The sequence below is a fragment of the Pseudomonas sp. Cab53 genome (genome assembly GCF_018325965.1).
In the GTDB taxonomy this organism is placed as follows: Bacteria; Pseudomonadota; Gammaproteobacteria; order Pseudomonadales; family Pseudomonadaceae; genus Aquipseudomonas; species Aquipseudomonas chlororaphis_E.
In genome coordinates this window covers 5,308,346-5,333,098 of record NZ_AP021902.1, presented here as the reverse complement: position 1 = coordinate 5,333,098, position 24,753 = coordinate 5,308,346, and the positions used below count along the sequence as shown (strand labels likewise).

The following is a 24,753-nucleotide window of genomic DNA, read 5'->3' as shown; positions in this document are numbered from 1 at the left end:
GCGCGACGACGTCGGCACAGTCGACATCACCGCAAACTGACCCACGCTTTCACGCGCAAGCCCGCTCCTATAGGAAAAAGACTGCTCAAGGCCTCTCGTTCTGCGCCTTGAGCAGGTCGCGAATCTCGCTCAGCAGCAGCTCTTCCTTGCTCGGGACAGAAGGCGCGCTCGGGGCCACGGCTTCTTCGCGCTTGAGGCGGTTGATGGCCTTGACGCCCATGAAGATGGCGAACGCGACAATGATGAAGTCGATGACACTCTGGATGAATTTGCCGTAGGCCAATACCACCGCCGGCGCGTCACCTTGGGCGGCCTTGAGGGTAATGGCCAGGTCGCTGAAATCCACCCCGCCGATCAGCATGCCGATGGGCGGCATGATCACATCGCCAACGAATGACGACACGATTTTGCCGAAGGCGGCACCGATGATGATCCCGACGGCCATGTCGACGACATTGCCTTTGACCGCGAAGGCCTTGAACTCGCTTAGCACGCCCATGTGTTATTCCTTGTGGCAGGTGAGGGGTGAGTGGCAGTGTAAATCAGCCTGGCGTGTCTTGCGCAAACGCCTGCTTAGAAGCTTAGTTATCGACCCGGCCCCAGGTCAAAAGTTTACAAAGTGCCACCAATCGCGCGTGATACGTGGTTTGAAACCGATTCCCCACAACGTTTTTTCTATCGAAGCGGTACGGGATTTCTATTTAGGTTTTGGTTTTTCGGGCACTAGCCTCTGACAGGCGCACCTGGATGCGCTCTACAACATCAGAGGAACACGCCTATGAATACCTCACTTGGCCGCGGGGCTTTTTCCCACCGTCGCGCGTTTTTTGCGCTGACCGCCAGCCTGCTGTCCTTGTCCGTCAATGCCGCCACCCTGACCCGTGATAATGGCGCGGCGGTCGGTGACAACCAGAACTCGCAAACCGCTGGCCCCAACGGGCCGACCCTGTTGCAAGACGTGCAGTTGATCCAGAAGCTCCAGCGCTTCGACCGCGAACGCATCCCGGAACGCGTGGTGCATGCCCGGGGCACCGGGGCCCATGGCACCTTCACGGTCTCCGATGACCTCAGCGACCTGACCAAGGCCAAGGTCTTTGCCGGCGGCCAGGTCACGCCGGTGTTCGTGCGTTTCTCGGCGGTGGTCCATGGCAATCATTCTCCGGAAACCCTGCGCGACCCCCGTGGTTTCGCCACCAAGTTCTACACGGCGGACGGTAACTGGGACCTGGTGGGCAACAACTTCCCGACCTTTTTCATTCGCGATGCCATCAAATTTCCCGACATGGTCCACGCGTTCAAGCCCGACCCACGGACCAACCTGGACGACGATTCACGTCGCTTCGATTTCTTCTCTCATGTTCCAGAATCCACCCGCACCCTGACCGAGTTGTATTCCAACTCCGGGACACCGGCCAGTTATCGTGAAATGGACGGTAATGGCGTGCACGCCTACAAACTGATCAATGCCAAAGGCGAAGTTCATTACGTCAAGTTTCATTGGAAAAGTTTGCAGGGGTTGAAAAATCTCGATCCGAAAGAAGTCGTGAAAGTTCAAGGTCAGGATTACAGCCATATGACCAATGACTTGGTCACTCACATCAATAAAGGCGATTTTCCAAAGTGGGACTTGTATGTCCAAGTGCTGAAGCCGGAAGACCTGGCCAAGTTTGACTTCGACCCACTGGACGCCACCAAGATCTGGCCCGGTGTGCCTGAGCGCAAGGTCGGGCAGATGGTCTTGAACCGCAACCCGGCGAACGTCTTCCAGGAAACCGAACAAGTGGCGATGGCGCCGGCCAACCTCGTCCCGGGCATCGAGCCTTCGGAAGACCGCCTGCTCCAGGGGCGGGTGTTCTCCTACGCCGATACACAGATGTACCGCATAGGCGCCAACGCCCTGCAATTGCCGATCAACGCACCCAAGGTGGCGGTGAACAACGGCAACCAGGACGGTGCCATGAACCCTGGTAGCACCAGCACCGGCGTGAACTACCAGCCGAGCCGCCTGACGCCTCGGGACGAACAACCTGCGGCGCGCTACAGCCAGACGGTGCTGACGGGCAGCACCCAGCAGGCGAAGATCCAGCGCGAGCAGAACTTCAAGCAGGCCGGTGACCTGTACCGCTCGTTCAACCAGAAGGAACGCAACGACCTGATCGAGAATTTCGGTGGGTCCCTGGCCACCACCGACGACGAGAGCAAGCACATCATCCTGTCGTTCCTCTACAAGGCAGACCCTGAGTACGGCACCGGCGTGGCCCGTGTCGCCAAAGGCGACCTGGCCCGGGTCAAGGCGCTGGCGGAAAAGCTGGCTGACTGATCAGGCACATGACGAGTGGGAGCAAGCCCGTGATGCAGCCACTGGCTCGCGAGCGGGCTTTGTTCCCACGCTCTTGTGTCAGAAGGAGACATGACGATGCGCTATTTCCTGTGTTCACTGCTCGCCACCTGCTCACTCGCCGCACTGGCCGATGAGCCCCTGCCCACCGACCCGGCGGCCGTGCAGGCCGAGTTGCAAACCTATTACTTCGACGCCGCCCGCCGGGGCGACGTGCCCATGCTCGATGCCTTCATCGACGCCGGCTACGCGCTCGATACCCAGGACGAAAAGGGCTACACCGCGCTGATCCTCGCGGCCTACCACGGCCAAGGGCCGGCGGTGGAGCGGCTGCTGGCCGCCGGGGCCGATGCCTGCGCCCAGGACAAGCGCGGCAACACCGCGCTGATGGGCGCCATCTTCAAGGGCGAAGTGCAGATCGCCCGGCGCCTGCTGTCCACCGATTGCAGCCCCGACCAACGCAATGGCGCGGGGCAGACCGCAGCGATGTACGCCGGCCTGTTCAAGCGCGATGAACTGTTGGAGGCCTTGAAGGCCAAGGGCGCCGACCTGCAAGCCCGGGACCCGCTGGGCAATAGCGCGACGGACCTGGCCCGCGGTGAAATCAGAATGCCGGCCCCGCGCTGATGCTCGCCTGAGCTATCATCGCGATTTTTACCCCGGAGTTCAGATGGCCAAGGCAAAGCGCATGTACGGCTGCACCGAGTGCGGTTCGACCTTTCCCAAATGGGCCGGCCAGTGCGGTGAGTGCGGAGCCTGGAACACCCTGACTGAAACCATGGTGGAGAGCGGCGGTGCGGCGGCGCCTGCCGGGCGTACGGGGTGGGCCGGCCAGCAGGCCCAGATCAAGACCCTGGCCGAAGTCAGTGTCGAAGAAATCCCGCGTTTCTCCACGGCCTCCGGGGAATTGGATCGGGTGCTGGGAGGCGGCCTGGTGGACGGCTCGGTGGTGCTGATCGGGGGCGACCCGGGCATCGGCAAGTCCACCATCCTGCTGCAGACCCTGTGCAACATCGCCACGCGCATGCCGGCGCTGTACGTCACCGGCGAGGAATCCCAGCAACAGGTCGCCATGCGTGCCCGGCGCCTGGGCTTGCCCCAGGATCAGTTGCGGGTCATGACCGAGACCTGCATCGAAACCATCATCGCCACGGCGCGCCTGGAAAAACCCAAGGTGATGGTGATCGACTCGATCCAGACGATCTTCACCGAACAACTGCAATCGGCGCCGGGCGGCGTGTCCCAGGTGCGCGAAAGCGCGGCGCTGCTGGTGCGCTACGCGAAACAGAGCGGCACGGCGATTTTCCTGGTGGGCCACGTCACCAAGGAAGGCGCGCTGGCGGGACCGCGAGTGCTGGAGCACATGGTCGATACCGTGCTGTATTTCGAAGGCGAGTCCGATGGCCGCCTGCGTTTGCTGCGGGCGGTGAAGAACCGTTTTGGCGCGGTCAATGAGCTGGGAGTGTTCGGCATGACCGACCGGGGCCTGAAGGAGGTCTCCAACCCGTCGGCCATCTTCCTGACCCGTGCTCAGGAAGAAGTGCCGGGCAGCGTGGTCATGGCGACCTGGGAGGGGACGCGCCCGATGTTGGTCGAAGTGCAGGCGCTGGTGGACGACAGCCACCTGGCCAATCCGCGCCGCGTGACTCTGGGCCTGGATCAGAACCGACTGGCCATGCTGCTGGCCGTGCTGCACCGGCACGGGGGGATCCCGACCCATGACCAGGATGTCTTCCTCAACGTGGTGGGCGGGGTAAAGGTGCTGGAAACCGCCTCCGACCTGGCCTTGATGGCGGCGGTCATGTCGAGCCTGCGCAATCGACCGCTGCCCCACGACCTGCTGGTATTCGGTGAAGTGGGGTTGTCGGGTGAAGTCCGGCCGGTGCCCAGCGGGCAGGAGCGACTCAAGGAGGCGGCCAAGCACGGCTTCAAGCGCGCCATCGTGCCCAAGGGCAACGCCCCGAAGGAAGCCCCGGCAGGGTTGCAGATTATTGCCGTGACACGCCTGGAGCAGGCGTTGGATTCGTTGTTCGAATAAGCCCAGGCTTTTGCAGTGCCCATTTGAGCAAATGAATCTGTGGCGCGGGCTCAGACCTGGATCAATGCCGCCAACTCCCGCTCCAGTTCGTCATGGTCGGCCAGGTTCAGCTCCACCAGGCGCCGCAGGTGGGCGATCGAATCCAGGTCGATGTGTTCGCAGACAAAACCCAGGTGGCCATGGTCGTCGTGGGCCAATCGAACTTCCATGCGCACCTCCACCTCATTGCTCAGGTGGACATCGGCCACGAAGGGTTCTTCCGGGTTGCCGAGCCAGGGCTCGGGTTTTTTGATCAGCAGGCCCTTGAGGGACAGGTCCAGCAACTCCACTGGCCAGATAAAGGGGCCCTGGCTCAGTTCCGTCCTGGCGTGAAACTCGATTCGTACGAAGCGGCGGCGTTCGCTCATGACCCATCCTCTTTGAAGATTCACTGACTATAGACCCAACCTGCGCGTCTTCATCACCGTTCGGCCGGCGGCAGACGAATGTCGGGTATGGCCTTTGTTCGGGTTAGCGCTAAACTCCGGTAGCTGTCTTCTTGTCCACCCCTGGCTGGAATATAAAAATGACAAACAATAATAGCCTGCTGCGCCATATCCCCTGGCTCCTGCTGGCCGTCGTCGGCGCGTGCGCGCTGGGCGTCGTCGCGTTACGCCGCGGCGAAGCCATCAACGCCCTCTGGATCGTCGTCGCAGCCGTGGCCATCTACCTGGTCGCCTACCGCTACTACAGCCTCTTCATCGCCAACAACGTGATGCAACTCGATGCGCGCCGGGCCACGCCTGCCGTGCTCAACAACGATGGCCTGGACTTCGTCCCGACCAACAAGCACATCCTCTTCGGTCACCACTTCGCCGCCATTGCCGGCGCGGGGCCGCTGGTCGGGCCGGTGCTGGCCGCGCAGATGGGCTACCTGCCCGGCACGCTCTGGCTGATCGCCGGCGTGGTGCTGGCCGGGGCCGTGCAGGACTTCATGGTCCTGTTCCTGTCCACCCGCCGCAACGGTCGTTCCCTGGGGGACATGGTCCGCGAGGAAATGGGCCGCATTCCCGGCACCATCGCGCTGTTCGGCTGCTTCCTGATCATGATCATCATCCTCGCGGTGCTGGCGCTGATCGTGGTCAAGGCCCTGGCCGAGAGCCCGTGGGGGATCTTCACGGTGATGGCGACCATCCCGATCGCGATGTTCATGGGCCTTTACATGCGCTACATCCGCCCGGGCCGCATCGGCGAAATCTCGCTGATCGGCGTGCTGTTGCTGCTGGGGTCGATCTGGCTCGGCGGGCAGATCGCCGCCGACCCAGTCTGGGCCAAGGCCTTCACCTTCACCGGGATCCAGATCACCTGGATGCTGATCGGCTACGGCTTTGTCGCCGCCGTGCTGCCGGTGTGGCTGATCCTGGCACCGCGGGACTACCTGTCGACTTTCCTCAAGATCGGCACCATCGTCGCCCTGGCGATCGGCATCCTGGTCACCATGCCCGAGCTGAAAATGCCGGCGCTGACCCAGTTCACCAATGGCCTGGGCCCGGTGTGGAAGGGCGGTCTGTTCCCGTTCCTGTTCATCACCATCGCCTGTGGCGCGGTTTCGGGTTTCCACGCGCTGATTTCCTCGGGCACCACGCCCAAGCTGCTGGATAACGAAACCAACGCCCGCTACATCGGCTACGGCGGCATGCTCATGGAGTCCTTCGTGGCGATCATGGCGATGGTTGCCGCGTCGGTGATCGAACCGGGCGTGTACTTCGCCATGAACAGCCCGGCGGCCATCGTCGGCGGCGACGTGGTGGCCGTGGCGCAGACCGTCAGCAGTTGGGGCTTTGCCATCACTCCGGACGCCCTGCAGGCCGTGGCCAAGGACATCGGCGAGACCACCATCCTGGCCCGTGCCGGCGGCGCGCCGACCCTGGCGGTGGGCATCGCGCAGATCCTGCACTCGGTGCTGCCGGGTGAGAACACCATGGCGTTCTGGTACCACTTCGCGATTCTGTTCGAAGCGCTGTTCATCCTCACCGCGGTGGACGCCGGCACCCGTGCCGGGCGCTTCATGCTGCAGGACCTGCTGGGCTCGTTCGTGCCGGCCCTCAAGCGCACCGAATCCTGGACCGCCAACCTGATCGCCACCGCCGGTTGCGTGGCGCTGTGGGGTTACCTGCTGTACCAGGGCGTGATCGATCCGCTGGGCGGCATCAACACCTTGTGGCCGCTGTTCGGCATCTCCAACCAGATGCTGGCCGGTATCGCGCTGATGCTCGCCACCGTGGTGCTGATCAAGATGAAGCGCCAGCGCTACGTCTGGGTCACGCTGCTGCCGGCGACCTGGCTGCTGATCTGCACCACCACCGCGGGCCTGATCAAGCTGTTCGACGCCAACCCGGCGATCGGCTTCCTGGCCCTGGCGCGCAAATACAACGAGGCGCTGGCCGCCGGGCAAGTCCTGGCCCCGGCCAAGAGCATCGAGCAGATGCAGCACGTGGTGTTCAATGCCTACACCAACGCGACGTTGACGGCACTGTTCCTGTTCGTGGTCTTCAGCATCCTGTTCTACGCGCTCAAGGTCGGCATCGCCGCCTGGGGTACGAAGGAGCGCACGGACAAGGAAGCGCCTTTCCAAGCGCTGCCGGACGCCTGAAACGAGGATTGCAACGATGTTCAATGACTTGAGTCGCCTGGGTAAATACCTCGGTCAGGCCGCCCGCCTGATGGTCGGCATGCCCGACTACGACAACTACGTCGAGCACATGCAGACCCAGCACCCGGACAAGCCGCTGATGGACTACGAGACGTTCTTCCGCGAACGCCAGGAAGCCCGTTACGGCGGCAAGGCCGGGCCCAAGTGCTGCTGACCCGGCAGCCCTGAGGTACCCGCCCTGTGGGAGCGGGCTTGCTCGCGAATGCAGTGGGTCAGTCGATGAAGAGGTTGGCTGACTGAGCTGGTCTAATAGCCCCGGACACCTCAATGGGTGAAACTACACTCATTGAGGAATATTCCATGACTAAGAAGTACAGAAAATTCGACGCCGAGTTCAAGCTGAAGGTCTGCAAGATGGTTGTTGATCAAGGTCTGAGCGTGAACTCGGTTTGTACCGATTTAGGCCTGAGCGATACCGCCGTGCGCCGCTGGGTTCAGCAGTATCAAACCGAGCAGTCGGGCGGTACGGGGATTGGCAAACCATTGACCAGCGACCAGCAGCGTATTCGCCAGCTTGAACAGCAAGTCCGCGAACTGAAGACGGATAATGACATATTAAAAAAAGCTACGGCCTTCTTTGCCCGCGAGTTGAAGTGATCCACCAGTTGGTTCACCAAGTCCAATGCAAGGCCTACCCGGTGGCGCGTATCTGCCGGGTGTTGCGGATCAGTCGTTCGGGGTTTTACGAAGCTCGTCAGCGGCGTTTGAAGCCAAAACCTGTGTGCTCGGTTTCCGCTCAGCTCAAGGCTGCCTTCGTGTCCAATGAACACTGTTATGGCAGCCGTCGTTTGGTGAAAGCGCTGCGTGACACTGGCGTCTCCGTTGGACGGAACAAGGTCCGCCGCCTGATGAAACAACAGGATTTGCGTCCGATTTGGAAGCGCAAGTTCGTTCATACCACTGACAGCAATCACAATTTTCCGGTGGCTGAGAACCTGCTCAATCGCCAGTTCAATCCCGAGCGCATCAACCAGTCGTGGGTCGCTGACATCACCTACATCCGTACCCGCAGCGGCTGGCTGTACCTGGCGGCCGTCATGGACCTGTACTCACGCAAAATCGTGGGCTGGGCCATGGCACCCCACATGCGAGCAGAGTTGGTATGCAGTGCGATGCAACTGGCCATCGCGCAGAGACAACCTGAACCGGGCTTGATCGCTCATTCGGATCGAGGCAGCCAGTATGCCGGTACGGATTACCAGAACTTGCTGACGCGACATGGAATGCGTTGCAGCATGAGTCGCAAGGGCAACTGCTGGGACAATGCGGTCATGGAGCGCTTCTTCTTGAATCTGAAGATGGAGCGTGTTTGGCGCAAGGATTACGCCAACCATGGCGAAGCGATCAAAGACATCACGGACTACATCGTGCGGTTCTATAACGGAAGGCGAATCCATTCATCCTTGGGCTATTTGCCGCCCAATCAGTATGAGCGGCAAGCAGCCTGAAAAACACCGATTGAGGTGTCCGGAAAAAATTGACCACCTCAGACCCACCGCTTTCGCGGGCAAGCCCGCTCCCACAGTGTTTTTTGGTGGACTCAAGAGGTGGGTGCGCCACAGATCCCTTGTGTGGGAGCGGGCTTGCTCGCGAATGCAGTGGGTCAGTCGATGAAGAGGTTGGCTGACCCACCGCTTTCGCGGGCAAGCCCGCTCCCACAGTGTTTTTTGGTGGGCTCAAGAGGTGGGTTCGCCACAGATCCCTTGTGTGGGAGCGGGCTTGCCCGCGATGGCGTACTATCAGCCGACATCGACAGTGACTGACCCTCTGCTGTCGTAAGCAGGCTCGCTCCCACAAAAATCCGCATCAAGGAGATTCTGTTTGTCCTCTCCCATCCCGGTCACCATCCTCAGTGGCTTCCTCGGCGCTGGCAAGACTACGCTGCTGCGTCATCTGCTCAAGGCCGAGCACGGCCTGAAAATTGCCGTGATCGAGAACGAATTCAGCGATGCTGGCATCGACACCCAACTGCTGGGCGACGAGCCGGTGCAGGTCATGACCCTGGCCAACGGCTGTGTGTGCTGCACCATTCACACCGACCTGACCAAGGCCCTGTACCTGCTGCTCGAACGGCTGGACAGCGGCGCGATCGCCTTCGATCGCCTGGTGATCGAGTGCACCGGCCTGGCCGATCCGGCGCCAGTGGCCCAGGCGTTTTTCATCGACGAAGACCTGCGCGAGCGCTACATCCTCGACGGCATCCTGACCCTGGTAGACGCCGCCCACGCCGACCTGCACCTGACCCAGGCCATCGCCCAGGCCCAGGTCGGGTTCGCCGATCGCTTGCTCCTGAGCAAGACCGACCTGGTGGACGTGGCCCAGGTCGAGGCCCTCGGCGAGCGTCTGGCGCGGATCAATCGGCGAGCGCCCATCCGGGTGGTGGAGCACGGCAAGATCGACCTGGCCGAGCTGCTCGACATCCGCGGCTTCAACCTCAATGCGGACCTGGGCGCCGGGTTCAGCCTGCGCCCGGTCGGCAAGGCGACCCCGGGCGATCGCATCAGCAGCCTGGTGCTGCGTACCGACAAGCCGCTGGATATCGACAAGCTCAGCGCGTTCATGAACCAGTTGCTGGAGGAGCACGGCAAGCAACTGCTGCGCTACAAGGGCGTGCTGAACATCGCCGGTGAACCTCGTCGGCTGGTGTTCCAGGGCGTGCTCAAGCTCTACGGTTTCGATTGGGACACCGAATGGGCCCCCGATGAGCCTCGCGAGAGCGTGATCGTGTTCATCGCCGATGAGCTGCCCGAAGAGAAGATCCGCGCAGGCTTCGACGCCGCGCTAAGTTGACGATCCGGCGCCGGCGGCCATCAGCAACTTCTGTTCGAGATGGTCCAGGTGCTCGTCCATCAGCCGCATGGCTTCATCGACGTCGCCGTTTTCCACGGCGTCCACGATGGCCAGGTGTTCTTGCCAGGCGCAGTGCCGGCGTGACTTGACCTCATGCCGGGCCAGGGCCAACGAGGTCAATGGCACCAGGCTGCCGAGGAACTGCGCCAAGGGTGCGTTGCCAGCCATGGCCGCCAGTTGCAGGTGAAACTCGCCGGACAGGCGTATCGCCGGGCCGCGTTCGCCGCGGTCCAGGCACTGGCGTTCGCGGTCCACCAGTTCGCGCAGGCCTTGCAGGTCCCTGGGGTGTGGCGCCTTGCAGGCCAGGCGCACCAGGGTATGTTCGGCCAGGCGGCGGGCATGGAGGATTTGCCGGGTCTGTTCGAGGTCCGGTGCCGCGACCTGGGGCCGGTGGTTGGGGCGCAGGATCACCACCTGCTGATGGGACAGGCGCGCCAGGACGCGACGAATGATGCTGCGGCTGACGCCGAACACATCCCCCAGGCTTTCCTCGGTGAAACGGCTGGCCGGGGCAATGCGCTGGTCGAGAATGGCGTCGAAGATCCGCGGGTAGATATCGTCCACCGACGGCTTGCCGACCCGGCCGGGCAAGGGCAGGGAGGCAAGTACGCTGCGCTGGTGCTGATGGGAAGCGAGGTTGTTCATGGCGATCTCCGCAGGCCGTGGCTCAAGTGCCGAGGTTGTCGTCCGGGATATTCAGTTCGATGCCCATGCGTTGGCCTTCCCGCAGGATGTGCCGCCGCATCTCGGCGCTGGCCTGGGCACTGTTCTTGGCGCGAATGGCGCGCACCACCGCTTCGTTCTCTTCCAGGCGCTCGGCCAGGTGTTCGGGCGAGTTGCGCAACACATCGGCGCTCTGCTTGAGGGCGTTGCTGGTCTGCTGCACCACGTTCTGGAAAATCGGGTTGGAGGTCAGGGCGAACAGTTCCTCGTGGAAGGCGATGTAGGCGTTGGCGCAGGCGTCGCTGTCATTGGCTTCCAGGGCTTCGCGCATGTCCATCAGGGTCAGGCGCAACTGGCCGACTTCCTTGCTGCTGATGGACTGGGCCACCAGGCCAACGATGAAGGGTTCAAGGGTGTAGCGCAGTTGCAGCAGGTCTTCGAGACTGGCGCCGGCCATGGCGCTGCTGTCACCGCCGGCATCGCTGAAATTGGCCTCCAGCACCACGACGCCCTTGCCGGGCATCGAGCGAACCAAGCCCAGGGTTTCCAGCACAATCACCGCTTCGCGCAGGCTGGGCCGGCTGATGCCCAGTTGCTCGGCCAGTTCGCGCTGGCCCGGGAGCATGTCGCCGGAGCGCCATTGGCCTCGGGCGAGGGCGGCGCGGAGTTTCTCCACGACCGAGTTGACGACGGTTGATGAACTGATCACATGGGGCTCCTTGGAAATCATCAGGCGGTGCCGGTTCGCGGGCCGGCGCCGCAGTCTTTCAGAATTGCTGGTGATGAGCACTGCCCACCGGTTTTCGGGCCTGGAAGGTATAGCCTTGCTGGCCGGACAACACCTTGCGGGCCCGCGGTACGTCGATGTCTTTTTCCCAGCGGGCGATGGCCACGGTGGCCACGCAGTTGCCGATCAGGTTGGTCAGGGCGCGCCCGATGCCCATGAACCAGTCCACCGCCAGCACCAGGACCAGGCCAACCACCGGGATGGCCGGGATCGCCGTCAACGTGGCCGCCAGGATAACCAGCGCCGAACCTGGAATCCCGTGGGCGCCCTTGGAGGTGATCAACGACACCAGCAGGATGGTCAGCAGGTCGCTCATGGCCAGCGGCGTGCCGGTCGCATTGGCGATGAAGACGATGGCCAGGGTCAGGTAGATCGAAAAGCCGTCCAGGTTGAACGAGTAGCCGGTTGGGATGACCAGGCCCACGGTCGAGCTGCCGATGCCGAGGTGTTCGAGCTTGCGCATGATTTGCGGCAGCACGGCGTCTGACGAAGCGGTGCCGAGCACGATCAGCAGTTCTTCACGCAGGTATTTGAGGAACGGCAGCATGGGCAGCCCCGACGCGCGCATCACCAGCCCGAGGATGACCGCGACGAAGGCGATGCAGGTCAGGTAGAACAAGCCGACGAGGCTGCCCAGGTGCTGCAGCGAATCCAGGCCGTATTTGCTGGTGGTGAAGGCGATGGCGCCAAAGACACCGATTGGCGCCAGGCGTACGATCATGCCCATGATGCGAAAAATCACGTGGCTGAGTTCGTTGATCAGGCGCGAAATACCCGAGGCGGCGTCCCCCACCAGGTTCAACGCACTGCCGAACAGCACCGCGAACAGCAGCACTTGCAGGATGTTGTTTTCCGCGAAGGCGCCGATCACCGACGTCGGGATCAGGTTCATCAGAAATTGGGTGGTGGTGACCATGTGCTGGCCGCGCTGGGCGATGTCACCCATGTCAGCGCTGGAGAGCTGCTCCAGGTGGATATTGGCGCCGCTGCCGATGCCGGTGGTGAAAGCGAACACCAGCCCGATCACCAGGGCGATGGTGGTGAGAACTTCGAAATAGATGACCGACTTGAGGCCGATGCGTCCGACCTTCTTGAGGTCGCCGGCACCGGAGATGCCGCTGACCACCACGCAGAACACGATCAGACCGATGAGCATCTTGATCAGCTTGATAAACCCGTCACCGAGGGGCTTGAGCTGTGCAGAGTATTCGGGAAGGGTAAGCCCGCAGACGATGCCAAGCACCAGTCCGAGGACAACTTGAAGGAAGATCGACCGCGAGCACCATTTGAGCATGGGAGGGATTCCTGGTTCGGTGTCCGTGTCCGCTGGGCTTTAGGGCCGTTGGCGTCAGGACTTCATTATTGTGGTCTTACCGGTTTGTCCAGTGCAGGCGCAGTCTAGGCGCGGTTTTGCCACGGCCGCAAGGCGATTTTTTAGGTTTTGGCTTTACCGGTCTTACCAGTTGCAAGGAAACCCTCGTGCTTGAGCCTTTTCCCTCCCATGAAAAAATGACCGGCGGCCCAGGCCTGGGGCAAAACCAGAAACGTGTGGGAGCGAGCCGGCTTGCGAAAGGAGCAGGTCAATCAAGGCCGATTGAACGGGCCCTTATCGCGAGCAGGCTTGCGCCCACACAGTCTATTCAAGTCAGGCTGAGTATGAACGTCAGCTTCGAGCGTACATCGGTTTCTGCCAGATAAAGATAAGGCGAACCGTGCATTCTTAATCCGCCCACATATTTGTTGTGCTTCGTCATGAGCGAGAGGGGCGAGTGTTGGGCCGTTATATCGTCCAAGGTGATTACGCGGTTCTTTGGATTAACAAGTCTAAAGGTACTTGGTTGGCCCGAGTCTTTTACGCCAAGGGCGTCGAACCAACTTTTGCCGATGAACTTGTCGTGGTGTTCGCCGGGCGTTTTTATCCACAGGGTGTAGCCATCGGCGCTGTGGCGAAAGTGCAGCATCAGCGGCGCGACGGCGCCGCCGCTGGCTTTGGCGTGCATGCCCAGCAGGCTTGAATGATCGACGGTTTGGGGTTTGCCGCTGAAAAATCCACCGCTGAATGAAGTAATGGTCGCCATGGCCGGTTTTCCGTGCAGCGTTTCAAGCAAGTGGATATGCATGTCTGGCGAGCGAAGTGTTGCGGAAAAAGAGCGTTTACTGTCCATGTAGGGATCGCATCCTTTATTGAAGACCTGAGGGGCCGTGAATAATGAGATTCGATGTTAGGAGTTTCTTGGTAAGTTGTGTGGGAGGCTATGTTTCAAGGCGTGAGGTATATAAAGTTATTACTGGCTTTACAGGGAAGAGCAGCCAATAAAAAAGCCCGCCTATTTCGAGGCGGGCTTTTTCAATGACAGCCTAGTGCTGCATCAAGCGCCGTACACCGGCAGCTTCTTGCAGATGGCCTTGACCTTTTCACGCACGGCGTCGATCACCGCTTCGTTGTTCAGGTCCGCCAGGATGTCGCAGATCCAGCCGGCCAGTTCCTTGCACTCGGCTTCCTTGAAGCCACGGGTGGTCACGGCTGGCGTGCCGAAGCGCAGGCCGGAAGTGACGAACGGGGAGCGAGGGTCGTTTGGCACCGAGTTCTTGTTCACAGTGATGAACGCCTTGCCCAGCGCTGCGTCGGCGTCTTTGCCCGAGATGTCCTGCTTGATCAGCGACAGCAGGAACAGGTGGTTCTGGGTGCCGCCGGACACGACGTCAAAGCCGCGCTCGATGAATACGTTGGCCATGGCTTGGGCGTTCTTCACCACTTGTTGCTGGTAGGCCTTGAACTCAGGTTGCAGCGCTTCCTTGAAGCAGATCGCCTTGGCCGCGATCACGTGCTCCAACGGGCCGCCCTGGGCGCCTGGGAACACGGCGGAGTTGAGCTTCTTCTCGATGTCGGCGTTGGCGCGTGCCAGGATCAGGCCGCCACGTGGACCGCGCAGGGTCTTGTGGGTGGTGGTGGTCACGACGTCGGCGAACGGCACCGGGTTCGGGTACACACCGGCGGCAACCAGGCCGGCGACGTGAGCCATGTCGACGAACAGGTAGGCACCGACCTTGTCGGCGATTTCACGGAAACGCGGGAAGTCGAGCACTTGCGAGTAGGCGGAGAAACCGGCCACGATCATTTTCGGCTTGTGCTCGAGTGCCAGGCGCTCGACTTCGTCGTAGTCGATCAGGCCGTTGCCGTCGATGCCGTACTGGATGGCGTTGTACAGCTTGCCGGAGGACGACACGCTGGCGCCGTGGGTCAGGTGGCCGCCGTGGGCCAGGCTCATGCCCAGGATGGTGTCACCGGCCGACAGCAGCGCCAGGTACACGGCGGCGTTGGCCTGGGAGCCGGCGTGCGGCTGGACGTTGGCGTAGTCGGCGCCGAACAGTTGCTTGGCGCGGTCGATGGCCAGTTGCTCGACCACGTCGACGTACTCGCAGCCACCGTAGTAACGCTTGCCCGGGTAGCCTTCGGCGTACTTGTTGGTCAGTACCGAGCCTTGAGCTTCCATCACCGCGGGGCTGGTGTAGTTTTCCGAAGCGATCAGCTCAATGTGCTCTTCCTGGCGCTGGGCTTCTTGCTCCATGGCGGCAAAGAGATCGGCGTCGTACTTGGCAATAGTCAAATCACGGCTGAACATGGCGGTCCTCAAGGATCGGGGCAGAAAAGGGGGGCATTCTAACCCAACCGGTTTTGGAAGGGGTATGAAAGGACGTCATGTCGTGGACGAATGGGATTCACGCACGTTCGCGTTGTTGTTTGGACAGACGTCTTCGCGGGCAAGCCCGCTCCCACATGAACCGCGTTCCCCTGTGGGAGCGGGCTTGCTCGCGAAGAGGCCCGCACAGGCAGTAGAGATTTCAGTCGAGCATGAACAGCGCATCATTGCTGAACTGCGCTTCGAAGCGATTGGCCGGCATTGGGCGGCCGAACAGGTAGCCCTGCACTTCGTCGCAACCGTGTTCGCGCAGGAAGTCCAGTTGTTCGTGGGTCTCGACCCCCTCGGCGATCACCGCGAGGTTGAGGCTGTGGGCCATGGCGATGATCGCACGGGCGATCTGCGCGTCCTGTTCGCCGGAGGGCAGGCCATCGACGAAGGTGCGGTCGATCTTCAACACGTCAATGGGGAACTGCTTGAGGTAGTTGAGCGACGAGTAGCCCGTGCCGAAGTCATCCACGGCGATACTCAGGCCGAGGTTTTTCAACCCGGCCAGGATCTGCATCGCTTCGCTGACTTCGCGCATCAGGATGCTCTCGGTCAATTCCAGCTCCAGGCACGCCGGCGGCAGGCCGGTGCTGCGCAGGATATTGGCGATGCGCGTCCCCAGTTGGCCATCGGAGAATTGCCGGGCCGAGATATTGACCGAAACCTTCGGCACCCGGACCTTGGCCTGGTGCCAGGTCCTGAGCTGTCGACAGGCCTCGGCGATGACCCAGTCGCCCACGTCCACCACCAGCCCGAGTTCTTCCAGGACCGGGATGAAATCCCCCGGCGGCACCAGCCCGCGGCGTGGATGGCGCCAGCGCAGCAGGGCCTCGGCGCCGGTCAGGCGCTTGCCGTCGCCGCTGAACTGCGGCTGGTAATACAGCACGAACTCGTTCTGCTCCAGGGCGTGGCGCAGGTCGCTTTCCAGCTCCAGGCGTTCCAAGGCGCTGGCGTTCATGTCGGCCTGGTAGAACTGGAAGTTATTCTTGCCGCGTTCCTTGGCGTGGTACATGGCCGTGTCGGCGTTTTTCATCAACTGGCTCAGTTCGTTGCCGTCCTGGGGGCTCAGGGCAATACCGATACTGGCGGTGACGAAGAACTCCCGGCCTTCGAGCACGAAGGGCCTGACCAGGCTGGCGAGGATCTGTTCGGCCACGGTAATGGCTCGGTTCAGCGCCATCTCGCGACTGGCGCGCGGTTGCAGCAGCAGGGTGAACTCGTCGCCGCCCATGCGCGCCACGGTGTCGTCGTCGGCGACGCAGCCGAGCAGCCGCGTGGCCATTTCCTTGAGCATCCGGTCGCCGGCGGCATGGCCCAGGGAGTCGTTGATCGGTTTGAAACGGTCGAGGTCGAGGAACATCAGCACGACCCAGCTCTTCTGCCGCTCGGCCGCTTGCAGCGCGGTGTGCAGGCGGTCCTGGAACAACGTGCGGTTCGGCAGGTGGGTCAGGGCGTCGTAGTAGGCCAGGCGATGGATGCGCTGTTCGCTGGCCTTGCGTTCGCTGATGTCGCTGAAGAAGCACACGTAGCTGGCCAGGTCGCCTTCGTCATCCAGCACCGCGGTGATGCCGACCCAGGCCGGGTAGTGCTCGCCATTGCGCCGCTTGAGCCACACTTCGCCTTCCCAGGTGCTGTGCTGTTGCAGCTGCTTGAGCACATAGCGCAGGTGCGCTTCCTGCTGTTCGTCCACGGTCAGCATGTTGGGCAACTGGTCCAGCACCTGCGACACCGCGTAGCCACTGACGCGGCTGAACGCTTCGTTGGCCTGGACGATGTAGCCCGCCGGGTCGGTGATCAGGATGGCCGAGGTCGAATGCTCGAATACCGTGGCGGCCATGCGCAGGTCTTTTTCGGCGCGGCGCTGCTGGCTGATGTCGCGGCCCACGCCCAGCACGCCTTCGAACGCGCCGTGATCGTCCCACACCAGCACCAGGCGCAACTCGATGGGGATCTTGCGCCCATCGGCCCGCAGGCAGTCGAACAGGAACAGCTGGGTCTGCATCTGGTTGCGTAGCTCGGCCAGTTGCTCGGGCTTGTCGAGGGCCTTGCTGACCCGCTCCATCAGGCTGTAGATGCCGGTCAGTTGCTGCGGGTTGGCGATGGTCGACTGCCAGCCGTTCTGGAAAATCCAGTCGACGTTGTAGCCCAGCACCGCCTGAACCGACGGGCTGACATAGTTGAGCGAAAGCTTGCTGTCGGTGGAGAAGATCACGTCGCTGATGCTTTCGGCGAGCATCCGGTAGCGTTGTTCGCTGTCGCGCAGCGATTCGCTGGCTTCGATCTGCTCGGTGATGTCCTTGGCCACGCCGATGATCCGCGTTACCTGGTCATGCCGGTCCCGGGCCAGGGCCTGTTCGCGGATATCGAAGCGCCGCCACTTGCCGTTGCGGTGACGAAAGCGCAGTTGGCATTGCAGCAGTTGCGTGTACCCGCCCCGACGCTGTTCCTGGCGCAGGCCGTGGTAATGGTCGGCATCTTCGCTGTGCAGCAGGATTTCCCAGAAGTACTCGCCCATCTGGTGCAGTTCGGTGCGGTCGTAGCCCAGGGTCTGGCCGAGGTGATGGTTGCTGAAGATCATCCGCTGGCTGATGACGTCCTGCACGTAGAGGTGATCCGGCACGGTGCGCACCACGTCGGACCAGAAGCCTTCGCGTTCGAGCAGCGAGAGTTCCACCAGCTTGCGGCTGGTGATGTCGCTGATGCTCAGGATGACAGCGTTATAGTCGTCCTGTTTTTCCGGCAGGCGCAGCACCAGCCACAGGTGCTGGTCGCGGCCATGGGCGTCCTGCAGGCGGATTTCCAGTTCCAGTTGCTTGTGCTGGTCGAGCAGGGCCTGGAGCAGTTTCGAGCCCACGGGGTTGTGGTCTTGCGGGCCGTTGCCCACCAGCAGTTGCCAGGCCTGTTCGCACGAGTCGACGTTAAGCAGCTTCAACGCCATCTGGTTGACCTCGGTCACCACCACTTCCCGTTGCAGTTGCTCGCGCTGATGGGGTGTTTCCAGCCAGGTGCGCAATTGATCGCCGGTGTGCAGGCCGACCTTCTGGAAGAAGGCCTTGAGCCCCGACAAATCGAGCACGCACAGGGCCACGCCGGTGCCTTCGAAAATATCCTGGTAACGCCGGCGACCTTCATGCAGTTGCCGTTGGCGTCGGCGCATGTTCAACAGCGCGATCACCGGCAGCAGCGAGATCGCCAGGCCCAGCAGGCATTTGCCGATGAAGGCCGGCAACAGTTGCTCGATCACCTGGCGCCGGTCGAACAACCCACGCAACTGCCAATCGCTGCTGCTCAGGGGCACGGTCAGCACGGTGTTTTCCAGATCGTCCGGGGAGAGCCGGGCGGCGCTTTCCGAAGGCAGGCCCTCGTCGCGGCTGATGATCTGCTGGTCGAGACGGTTTTCCACCAGCCACAACGGGCGCAGGCCCACATCGGCCTGCTTGGTCAGCGTGGCGAAGAAGTTCGGGGTCAGGCGCAAGGCCCAGTAGCCGCGGGTGCTGCCGCTGGCCTGGTGCAACAGCAGGTGCACCACGGAGCCGTCCGTGGAGTTGCTGAAATAGTGGGCCTGGGCCCGGCTGCGTCGCACCAGGTCGGCCAGATAGTCGGCGTCTTCGCTGGCGGCGTCGCTGTCGCTGAGGACCTTGCCCGAAGGGCTCAGCAACGCCAGGCTGCGCAGTTCGGGCAACGATTGCTGCAGCTTGCGCAACAGCGCCTGCTGTTCGTCGGCCGTTTGCGGTTGTTCGACGATCGGTAGCAGGTTGAGGGCGATTTGCGCGTTCAGCGCCATGTTCAGGCTGATTTGCGAGGCCAGGTCGGCGGTGTAGTCGATGGTGTACTGGCGCTGTTGCTGCTGGGTTTCACGCAGTTGGTCGAGCAACTGCCAGAAGAGCAGGCCGAGCAACAGCAGCACCAGTGTGGCCAGCGCGCCCTTCAATGTCCCGCGCAGGGGCGAGCCGGGCACCGTAGCGGGCGCGCGTGGGGACGAGGGCGGCGTGACTTTGGACAAGCTGTAATCCTGCGGTTTGCTGGACTGGCGCGACGTGCACTATAAGCCGGACGCCCGAAGGGCGGCTAGCATGCCTTGCCTTGTGGCAAAGTGCCAGTCCCTGGCGGCTGGACCTTGACCGACGGTTGAGGTAGCTTTGCCGGTCAAACAAGAGCGTTCCAGCTCCACATTCCCAGGCGCCATCGGCCCCCTGGCCTTGATCCCCTTCAAGCGCCGGCGCCGTGCATGGCCTGGCTCGTTCTTTTCACCTGTCACTGACGCTAGGTTCACCATGGCTCAATACGTCTTCACCATGCATCGGCTGAGCAAAGTTGTTCCGCCGAAGCGGGAAATCCTTAAAAACATTTCGCTGTCGTTCTTCCCCGGCGCCAAGATCGGTGTGCTGGGCCTCAACGGCTCGGGCAAGTCCACGCTGCTGAAAATCATGGCCGGTGTCGACAATGAATTCGACGGCGAAGCCCGTCCGATGCCGGACCTGAACATCGGCTACCTGCCGCAGGAACCGCAGCTCGATCCGACCAAGACCGTTCGCGAAGTGGTCGAGGAAGCGGTCAGCGTGATCAAGGATGCCCAGGCACGCCTGGACGAGGTCTATGCCGCCTACGCGGATCCCGATGCCGATTTCGACAAGCTGGCCGCCGAACAGGCCAAGCTCGAAGCCATTCTGCAAGCCAGCGACGGCCACAACCTGGAGCGTCAGCTGGAAGTGGCCGCCGATGCGCTGCGCCTGCCGGCCTGGGACGCGAAGGTCGAGCACCTGTCTGGTGGTGAAAAACGCCGCGTGGCCCTGTGCCGCCTGCTGCTGTCCGCCCCGGACATGCTGCTGCTCGACGAACCGACCAACCACCTGGACGCCGATTCCGTCGCCTGGCTCGAACACTTCCTGCACGATTTCCCGGGCACCGTGGTAGCGATCACGCACGACCGTTACTTCCTCGACAACGTCGCCGGCTGGATCCTGGAACTCGACCGTGGCGCCGGCATCCCGTACGAAGGCAACTATTCGGGCTGGCTGGAAGCCAAGTCTGAGCGTCTTGCCCAGGAATCCAAGCAGCAGTCGGCCCATGAAAAGGCCATGAAGGAAGAACTGGAGTGGGTGCGCAAAGGCGCCAAGGCCCGCCAGTCCAAATCCAAGGCTCGCCTGCAACGCTTCGAGGAAATGCAGTCGCAGGAATTCCAGAAGCGCAGCGAAACCAACGAGATCTACATCCCGGCCGGTCCACGCCTGGGCGACAAGGTCATCGAGTTCAAGAACGTCACCAAAGGCTACGGCGACCGTGTGCTGATCGACAACCTGTCGTTCTCCATGCCCAAGGGCGCCATCGTCGGTGTCATCGGTGGTAACGGCGCGGGTAAATCCACGCTGTTCCGCATGCTGATGGGCAAGGAAACACCGGACTCGGGCAGCATCGAGATCGGCGAAACCGTGCAACTGGCCTGCGTCGACCAGAGCCGCGAAGACCTGGACGGCAGCAAGACCGTGTTCCAGCAGATTTCCGACGGCTCCGACCAGATCCGCATCGGCAACTACGAAATCCCGTCGCGCACCTACGTGGGGCGTTTCAACTTCAAGGGCGGCGACCAGCAGAAGTTCGTCAAGGACCTGTCCGGCGGTGAGCGCGGCCGCTTGCACCTGGCGCTGACGCTGAAGGAGGGTGGCAACGTCCTGCTGCTCGACGAACCGTCCAACGACCTCGACGTCGAAACCCTGCGTTCCCTGGAAGAAGCCCTGCTGGACTTCCCGGGCGCCGCCATTGTGATCTCCCACGATCGGTGGTTCCTTGACCGCGTGGCAACTCACATCCTGGCGTACGAAGACGACTCCCAGGCGGTGTTCTTCGAAGGTAACTACACCGAGTACGAAGCCGATCGCAAGAAACGCCTCGGCGAGGCCGCTGCCCAGCCGCACCGTGTGCGGCACAAGAAGCTGGCTTGAGGGGCGTGCGACCGCAAGGTCGCTGAACCCATGGCGAGGGAGCGTGCTCCCTCGCCATGCAGGTCAGGCGCTAGGCCTGTGGCGCAAAATCGAGCGTGAGAATGTTGGGGATCGTCGGGTCCATCTCGTACAGCAAGGCATAGCCCACACCGGTGATGCCCGTCAGCAGGCTGACGTCGGGCACCCTGTCGTTGTCCAGCCAAGGTCCTGCAAAAAATTGCCGGGCGGCCTCGTCTAGGGCTGTCCTGACCCTGTTCATGCCATCGGCGTTGCCTGAATGCCGATACAGGTCATGCAAGCACAACAGATTGCCGAAATCGCCGTGGCACAGGTTGTAACCCTCACCCAACCCGTGCTCCCAGAGATTGCGCTCGCATCGCTGTATGTCGTCGAGCACGGTCTGTCGGGTCGCCGCGTCCAGCACATCCCCCATCGATTGCAGCAGCTGTCGCCTGGCAATGAGCACACCGCCGTCGCCATGGCACCACTTGGACGTATGGTCCGCTGGTCCGAGGTTCCTCAGGTCCAGCCAGAAACCGTCCCGGCTCAAGCGGTTCTCACCTTCGAGCACCTGGATGGCCAAAGGCACCAGCGTCGCATCCCCGGTCACGTCATAGGCCTTGCACAGGGCATGGATGACGCCCGAGAGACCGTGGGACAAGCCCGTCAGGATGACGGAGCGATCATCGCGCCGTAGAAGCCGACCCTCTTCGATCAGGACCTGCTCCCGTATGTAGTCGACCATCCGCCGGAGGGCCGGCAGTACCTCGTTCTGTGCCGACGACTCGTGGAGATTGGCCAGGAGCGTCACCGCGCCACAACAGCCTGCCAGGAAGTCGAAATCGTAGCGCTCAGGGGGGATTTCGATCAGTTGGGTAAGCAAGCCGGCAATCTTTTCATCATGGCGGGCATCCGCGGTGATCCGGCGGCGATTGATAAGCAAGTAAAGGTAGGCCCCCAGACCGTGATATGCGCTGACAGTCAGGTCGGTTCGGAAAAAGCCGAAGTGCTGGTCCAGGGCGTCCAGGATCCGATCCATGCGCGACAGCCAGTGCGACTGGCCACCGACTTTGAACGCGGCCAGGTAAAACAGGCCGATCCCGGCGATACCCGAATACAACCCATGGTCCATCGGCGCCGGGTATTTGCGCAGGCTCGTGGGGTGAGTATGAAAAGACAGCCAGCGGACGTCGGTTGCCGTGCCCCTCACGGCAAGTTCATCGAGACGGGCGCTGATGGCCAGGACCGCGTCGAGTCGCTCTGCTGGCGGTTCTTTTCCAGGGAGTAGGGGTGTTCGCGTTTCCGGTGAGGATGGCTCTGGGAACAGGCAGATGTCCAGGAGTGTGCGTTGCAGGGCCCAGTCCTCACGGGACAGGTGACTGATTTTTTGCAGGCAACTTTTTAATGGAGGTTCCAGGGTTGCCATCTCGACGGTTTCACCTTGTGCGCTCGTAAAGCAGCGTGCGTTCAGCGCCATGGTGAAACACGGAATACTGGACCTTTGCAGGTCGGCTATTTCATAGCGGGCAATACCTCTTTCCCGATAGGGTTCTTTTAGATCTTTCCACAGGGTTGCAAGCAGCAGTTCTCGGTCGAGCATGTTCTGCATGAAGCGTGGGTGGCGGATCAGTCCGATAAAGTCGGCGTAGCGCTGCGAATTCTTGAGCAATACGCGGGTGGTCAGTTCGCCGGCGGATTGTTCGAGCATCTCCATGATCGCGTGCCGATGAACCATCAGTGCGCCGTAAGCGTATTCGAAGCCTTTGAACAGCGCGGTCTTATAGGCCTGCGGCCCTATTCGCTCGCCTTGCAGCAGGGGCAGGTGTTTTTGCGCCAACTGATGCTCGAATTCGATTTTGCGCAGGTGGTAGAACCCACCCTCGAAAACCAGGGCGCGACGGGTGGAAATGAACAGGGCCTGGCGAGTCAGCCCGCTCTGGTCGTTATTGGTCTTTTGCGAAAAGGGCACGAAGCCGCTGGAACAGATGGATTGCTGGATCGCCTTGAAACTGCTGGACAGTGCGCAGCCCGCGGGCAACTCCGTCAGCAAGTCGCTGGTGGACGCCGTGAACAGGCATTCGAGGTCGATCATGACCGGGCTGCTGCCGCAGGCAATGATGTTCTCGTAATGAAAGTCGATGCCGTTCAAGGCATGAATGACGGCGATCTGGGCGCCCATTCTCTTGTAGAACAACTCGACATCCGTTGCCTGTTCGCAGGGCAGGTTGTCGATTTTTTCTATCCAGCTATGCCGCGGGCGGCTGAGAATCCTTGGCCCGCGCACAGAGAAGCAGTCCGCGCCCGTCCACTCGTGCAGGTGTTCAAGCAAGCGGTTGTAGAAAAGCGCTTCCCGGCTTGCCCGAGGTTTGTAGACCAGTGAAACGCTGCCGACGCTGACCAGACAGACCGTTTCGCCGCGCCCGTGGGGGTCACCGAGGCCCAGTTCAATTGCGCTGATTTGCCGAGCTGCGATTGAAAACGCGCCCTCCAATAATGCGAGGTCGGCTGCGAAATGGAGAATGACCGTATAAAGATAGTTGAGGGTGTCTTCCAATTGATCGAACAGCAGCGTTGCCAGTACCGGGTAGCACTCGAAGAGTGGCCGCAGTGGCGACGTGCGCAGTTGTTCATTGAAGGTGCCCAGGTCAATGTTTTCGCCTTGCGCAATTCGCGTATTCAAATGATGCACAAGACTTTGTTCTGAGGTGCGACTCACCCGGGCCAGAACATACTGTTCGAGGCTTGCGAGCAAGGCCGACTCGTCAATGTGCGGTGAAACTTGGGAGTAACGCTTGTCGGCCTTGAACGTGTCGATGAAATAAAGAAGAAACCGCTGGCCGAAGCCATGAAAGTTATCTTTTTTAGTTGCACTTGTTTTTGTTTCGACAGGAAGGCTGTCGAGGTGGGCCAGCTTCTGTTCCAAACTTTGCAGGCATGATTCGCTGCTGGGGGGCAGGCGGTGTTGGTGGTTGGGGGCGCTGACGTGTTTCAGCAGTTGTTCCCGGCCCAGACCAAAGTGATCCAGCAAAGCCTGGTCATCGGCGTGCAGGCGAGTCAGGTTGCTTTCGAACAGGGCGATGTCGAGTGTGGAAGCGCCTGTGTACTGCCCTCGCTGATCCCACTTCAAAGCGTTAACAAGCATGCCTAGGCTCCTGGCATGGATGGAGCAGGCGGTGCCTGCTCCATGTTTATCGGTGTTGCCTGTTGCGACGGTCAGTGGGCTGGATCAGCACCCGAGTGTCGAGCACTCGAGGTTGGTGCAGGTGCCGAACGTGTTGCATTCCATCGTCGTCGCCAGGATTGCGGCGATGTTGCTGGCCGGCGCTTGATAGGCGTCGAACTCGAGGTAGAAATCGCCGGACATGTTCAGGATCTGTTCGCTCATGATGTGTTCCTCATCAGGTTGATCAATTCAATACAGTGACCCACGGGCGAACGGGTGCCAGACAGCGCATCCGAACGGTGGGATGTCATGAAGTTATTAAGGGATAGGGTTAGGGAGTGTCGAAGTGCCCGCGGTGCGGATTGACTTCAAAGAGCAGGATTCAGCACAAGATAGCGGTGCAATGCACAGTGCCGCACTCGACAATGGTCCGCGCCGCCGATTCGATGCCGAGGTGGTTTACCTGTTGGTAGGCATTGAAGTCGCCGTCGAAGTCACCGGACATTGCCAAAATGTGTTCGCCCATCATGCATCTCCTTGTTTTTGTTTGCGCCGGTTTCGACGCGGGAAAAACAGTAGCATGGACTTCGATAA

The 24,753-nt window shown here is 61.5% G+C and carries 19 protein-coding genes; 8 read left to right on the top strand and 11 right to left on the bottom strand.

The features are described 5' to 3' along the window. Positions 1–85: 85 nt before the first annotated feature. Complete coding sequence (mscL, locus tag KI241_RS23380; RefSeq protein WP_042730946.1) at positions 86–499, bottom strand: large-conductance mechanosensitive channel protein MscL; 414 nt, start codon at positions 497–499, stop codon at positions 86–88. A 279-nt stretch (positions 500–778) separates the two neighbouring features. Here mscL and katB point away from each other — a divergent pair, with 279 nt between their 5' ends. The 3 genes from katB to radA all read left to right on the top strand — a co-directional run bounded on the left by katB (position 779) and on the right by radA (position 4,376). Further along, complete coding sequence (gene katB / locus KI241_RS23375) at positions 779–2,320, top strand: catalase KatB (RefSeq protein WP_212803047.1); 1,542 nt, start codon at positions 779–781, stop codon at positions 2,318–2,320. Positions 2,321–2,416: 96 nt separating this feature from the next. After that, positions 2,417–2,965 carry an ankyrin repeat domain-containing protein gene (locus KI241_RS23370; protein WP_042730944.1) on the top strand — a complete coding sequence of 183 codons (549 nt, stop codon included), beginning with the start codon at positions 2,417–2,419 and terminating at the stop codon, positions 2,963–2,965. 43 nt (positions 2,966–3,008) lie between these two features. After that, positions 3,009–4,376: a DNA repair protein RadA gene (radA, locus tag KI241_RS23365; RefSeq protein WP_047736300.1), complete on the top strand. Its 1,368-nt coding sequence runs from the start codon at positions 3,009–3,011 to the stop codon at positions 4,374–4,376. Positions 4,377–4,426: 50 nt separating this feature from the next. On the opposite strand, the gene KI241_RS23360 is transcribed toward radA, so the two are convergent. Next, on the bottom strand, positions 4,427–4,783 hold the full coding sequence (locus KI241_RS23360) for a PilZ domain-containing protein (protein ID WP_047736299.1): 357 nt from the start codon (positions 4,781–4,783) through the stop codon (positions 4,427–4,429). A gap of 158 nt (positions 4,784–4,941) precedes the next feature. Here KI241_RS23360 and KI241_RS23355 point away from each other — a divergent pair, with 158 nt between their 5' ends. The 4 genes from KI241_RS23355 to yjiA all read left to right on the top strand — a co-directional run bounded on the left by KI241_RS23355 (position 4,942) and on the right by yjiA (position 9,858). Next, positions 4,942–7,008: a carbon starvation CstA family protein gene (locus tag KI241_RS23355; protein ID WP_053144271.1), complete on the top strand. Its 2,067-nt coding sequence runs from the start codon at positions 4,942–4,944 to the stop codon at positions 7,006–7,008. Positions 7,009–7,024: 16 nt separating this feature from the next. Next, positions 7,025–7,222, top strand: a complete 198-nt coding sequence (locus tag KI241_RS23350) for a YbdD/YjiX family protein (RefSeq protein ID WP_042730733.1) — start codon at positions 7,025–7,027, stop codon at positions 7,220–7,222. Positions 7,223–7,368: 146 nt separating this feature from the next. After that, positions 7,369–8,516 (top strand): IS3 family transposase gene (locus KI241_RS23345; protein ID WP_144419424.1). Its coding sequence is split into 2 segments (ribosomal slippage): positions 7,369–7,624 and positions 7,624–8,516, totalling 1,149 coding nucleotides; the frame shifts between segments, so codons are not numbered across the junction. A 373-nt stretch (positions 8,517–8,889) separates the two neighbouring features. After that, on the top strand, positions 8,890–9,858 hold the full coding sequence (gene yjiA, locus KI241_RS23340; RefSeq protein WP_042730732.1) for a GTPase: 969 nt from the start codon (positions 8,890–8,892) through the stop codon (positions 9,856–9,858). On the opposite strand, the gene KI241_RS23335 is transcribed toward yjiA, so the two are convergent. The 6 genes from KI241_RS23335 to KI241_RS23310 all read right to left on the bottom strand — a co-directional run bounded on the left by KI241_RS23335 (position 9,850) and on the right by KI241_RS23310 (position 19,060). Next, on the bottom strand, positions 9,850–10,563 hold the full coding sequence (locus KI241_RS23335; RefSeq protein WP_042730731.1) for a GntR family transcriptional regulator: 714 nt from the start codon (positions 10,561–10,563) through the stop codon (positions 9,850–9,852). The two genes, yjiA and KI241_RS23335, sit on opposite strands and share 9 nt — an antisense overlap. Before the next feature lie 22 nt (positions 10,564–10,585). After that, on the bottom strand, positions 10,586–11,290 hold the full coding sequence (locus tag KI241_RS23330; protein ID WP_042730730.1) for a FadR/GntR family transcriptional regulator: 705 nt from the start codon (positions 11,288–11,290) through the stop codon (positions 10,586–10,588). A 58-nt stretch (positions 11,291–11,348) separates the two neighbouring features. After that, on the bottom strand, positions 11,349–12,662 hold the full coding sequence (locus tag KI241_RS23325; protein WP_042730729.1) for a C4-dicarboxylate transporter DctA: 1,314 nt from the start codon (positions 12,660–12,662) through the stop codon (positions 11,349–11,351). Between the two features lie 346 nt (positions 12,663–13,008). Beyond that, positions 13,009–13,533 carry a hypothetical protein gene (locus KI241_RS23320; protein WP_212803046.1) on the bottom strand — a complete coding sequence of 175 codons (525 nt, stop codon included), beginning with the start codon at positions 13,531–13,533 and terminating at the stop codon, positions 13,009–13,011. A gap of 204 nt (positions 13,534–13,737) precedes the next feature. Next, positions 13,738–14,991: a serine hydroxymethyltransferase gene (gene glyA, locus KI241_RS23315; protein WP_042730727.1), complete on the bottom strand. Its 1,254-nt coding sequence runs from the start codon at positions 14,989–14,991 to the stop codon at positions 13,738–13,740. A gap of 220 nt (positions 14,992–15,211) precedes the next feature. Continuing rightward, positions 15,212–19,060 carry an EAL domain-containing protein gene (locus KI241_RS23310; RefSeq protein WP_047736294.1) on the bottom strand — a complete coding sequence of 1,283 codons (3,849 nt, stop codon included), beginning with the start codon at positions 19,058–19,060 and terminating at the stop codon, positions 15,212–15,214. A gap of 271 nt (positions 19,061–19,331) precedes the next feature. Between KI241_RS23310 and ettA the strand changes: the two genes are divergently transcribed. Beyond that, on the top strand, positions 19,332–20,996 hold the full coding sequence (gene ettA, locus KI241_RS23305) for an energy-dependent translational throttle protein EttA (RefSeq protein ID WP_042730725.1): 1,665 nt from the start codon (positions 19,332–19,334) through the stop codon (positions 20,994–20,996). 70 nt (positions 20,997–21,066) lie between these two features. Here ettA and lanM read toward each other — a convergent pair whose 3' ends face one another. The 3 genes from lanM to KI241_RS23290 form a co-directional block, all read right to left on the bottom strand. Further along, positions 21,067–24,024 (bottom strand): type 2 lanthipeptide synthetase LanM, encoded by a 2,958-nt coding sequence (gene lanM, locus KI241_RS23300; protein WP_244868242.1) that lies wholly within the window; start codon positions 24,022–24,024, stop codon positions 21,067–21,069. A gap of 198 nt (positions 24,025–24,222) precedes the next feature. Next, positions 24,223–24,381, bottom strand: coding sequence for a hypothetical protein (locus KI241_RS23295; RefSeq protein ID WP_172679685.1), 159 nt, complete (start codon positions 24,379–24,381; stop codon positions 24,223–24,225). Positions 24,382–24,541: 160 nt separating this feature from the next. Then, a complete protein-coding gene (locus tag KI241_RS23290; protein WP_185057691.1) occupies positions 24,542–24,685 on the bottom strand; it encodes a hypothetical protein in 144 nt (47 codons plus the stop codon). Positions 24,686–24,753 lie beyond the last annotated feature (68 nt).

What these genes read in the sequence shown, in the direction of transcription:
- mscL (WP_042730946.1), bottom strand. Translation starts at nt 499, where the DNA reads ATGGGCGTGCTAAGCGAGTTCAAGGCCTTCGCGGTCAAAGGCAATGTC.
- katB (WP_212803047.1), top strand. Translation starts at nt 779, where the DNA reads ATGAATACCTCACTTGGCCGCGGGGCTTTTTCCCACCGTCGCGCGTTT.
- KI241_RS23370 (WP_042730944.1), top strand. Translation starts at nt 2,417, where the DNA reads ATGCGCTATTTCCTGTGTTCACTGCTCGCCACCTGCTCACTCGCCGCA.
- radA (WP_047736300.1), top strand. Translation starts at nt 3,009, where the DNA reads ATGGCCAAGGCAAAGCGCATGTACGGCTGCACCGAGTGCGGTTCGACC.
- KI241_RS23360 (WP_047736299.1), bottom strand. Translation starts at nt 4,783, where the DNA reads ATGAGCGAACGCCGCCGCTTCGTACGAATCGAGTTTCACGCCAGGACG.
- KI241_RS23355 (WP_053144271.1), top strand. Translation starts at nt 4,942, where the DNA reads ATGACAAACAATAATAGCCTGCTGCGCCATATCCCCTGGCTCCTGCTG.
- KI241_RS23350 (WP_042730733.1), top strand. Translation starts at nt 7,025, where the DNA reads ATGTTCAATGACTTGAGTCGCCTGGGTAAATACCTCGGTCAGGCCGCC.
- KI241_RS23335 (WP_042730731.1), bottom strand. Translation starts at nt 10,563, where the DNA reads ATGAACAACCTCGCTTCCCATCAGCACCAGCGCAGCGTACTTGCCTCC.
- KI241_RS23325 (WP_042730729.1), bottom strand. Translation starts at nt 12,662, where the DNA reads ATGCTCAAATGGTGCTCGCGGTCGATCTTCCTTCAAGTTGTCCTCGGA.
- KI241_RS23320 (WP_212803046.1), bottom strand. Translation starts at nt 13,533, where the DNA reads ATGGACAGTAAACGCTCTTTTTCCGCAACACTTCGCTCGCCAGACATG.
- glyA (WP_042730727.1), bottom strand. Translation starts at nt 14,991, where the DNA reads ATGTTCAGCCGTGATTTGACTATTGCCAAGTACGACGCCGATCTCTTT.
- ettA (WP_042730725.1), top strand. Translation starts at nt 19,332, where the DNA reads ATGGCTCAATACGTCTTCACCATGCATCGGCTGAGCAAAGTTGTTCCG.
- KI241_RS23295 (WP_172679685.1), bottom strand. Translation starts at nt 24,381, where the DNA reads ATGAGCGAACAGATCCTGAACATGTCCGGCGATTTCTACCTCGAGTTC.
- KI241_RS23290 (WP_185057691.1), bottom strand. Translation starts at nt 24,685, where the DNA reads ATGGGCGAACACATTTTGGCAATGTCCGGTGACTTCGACGGCGACTTC.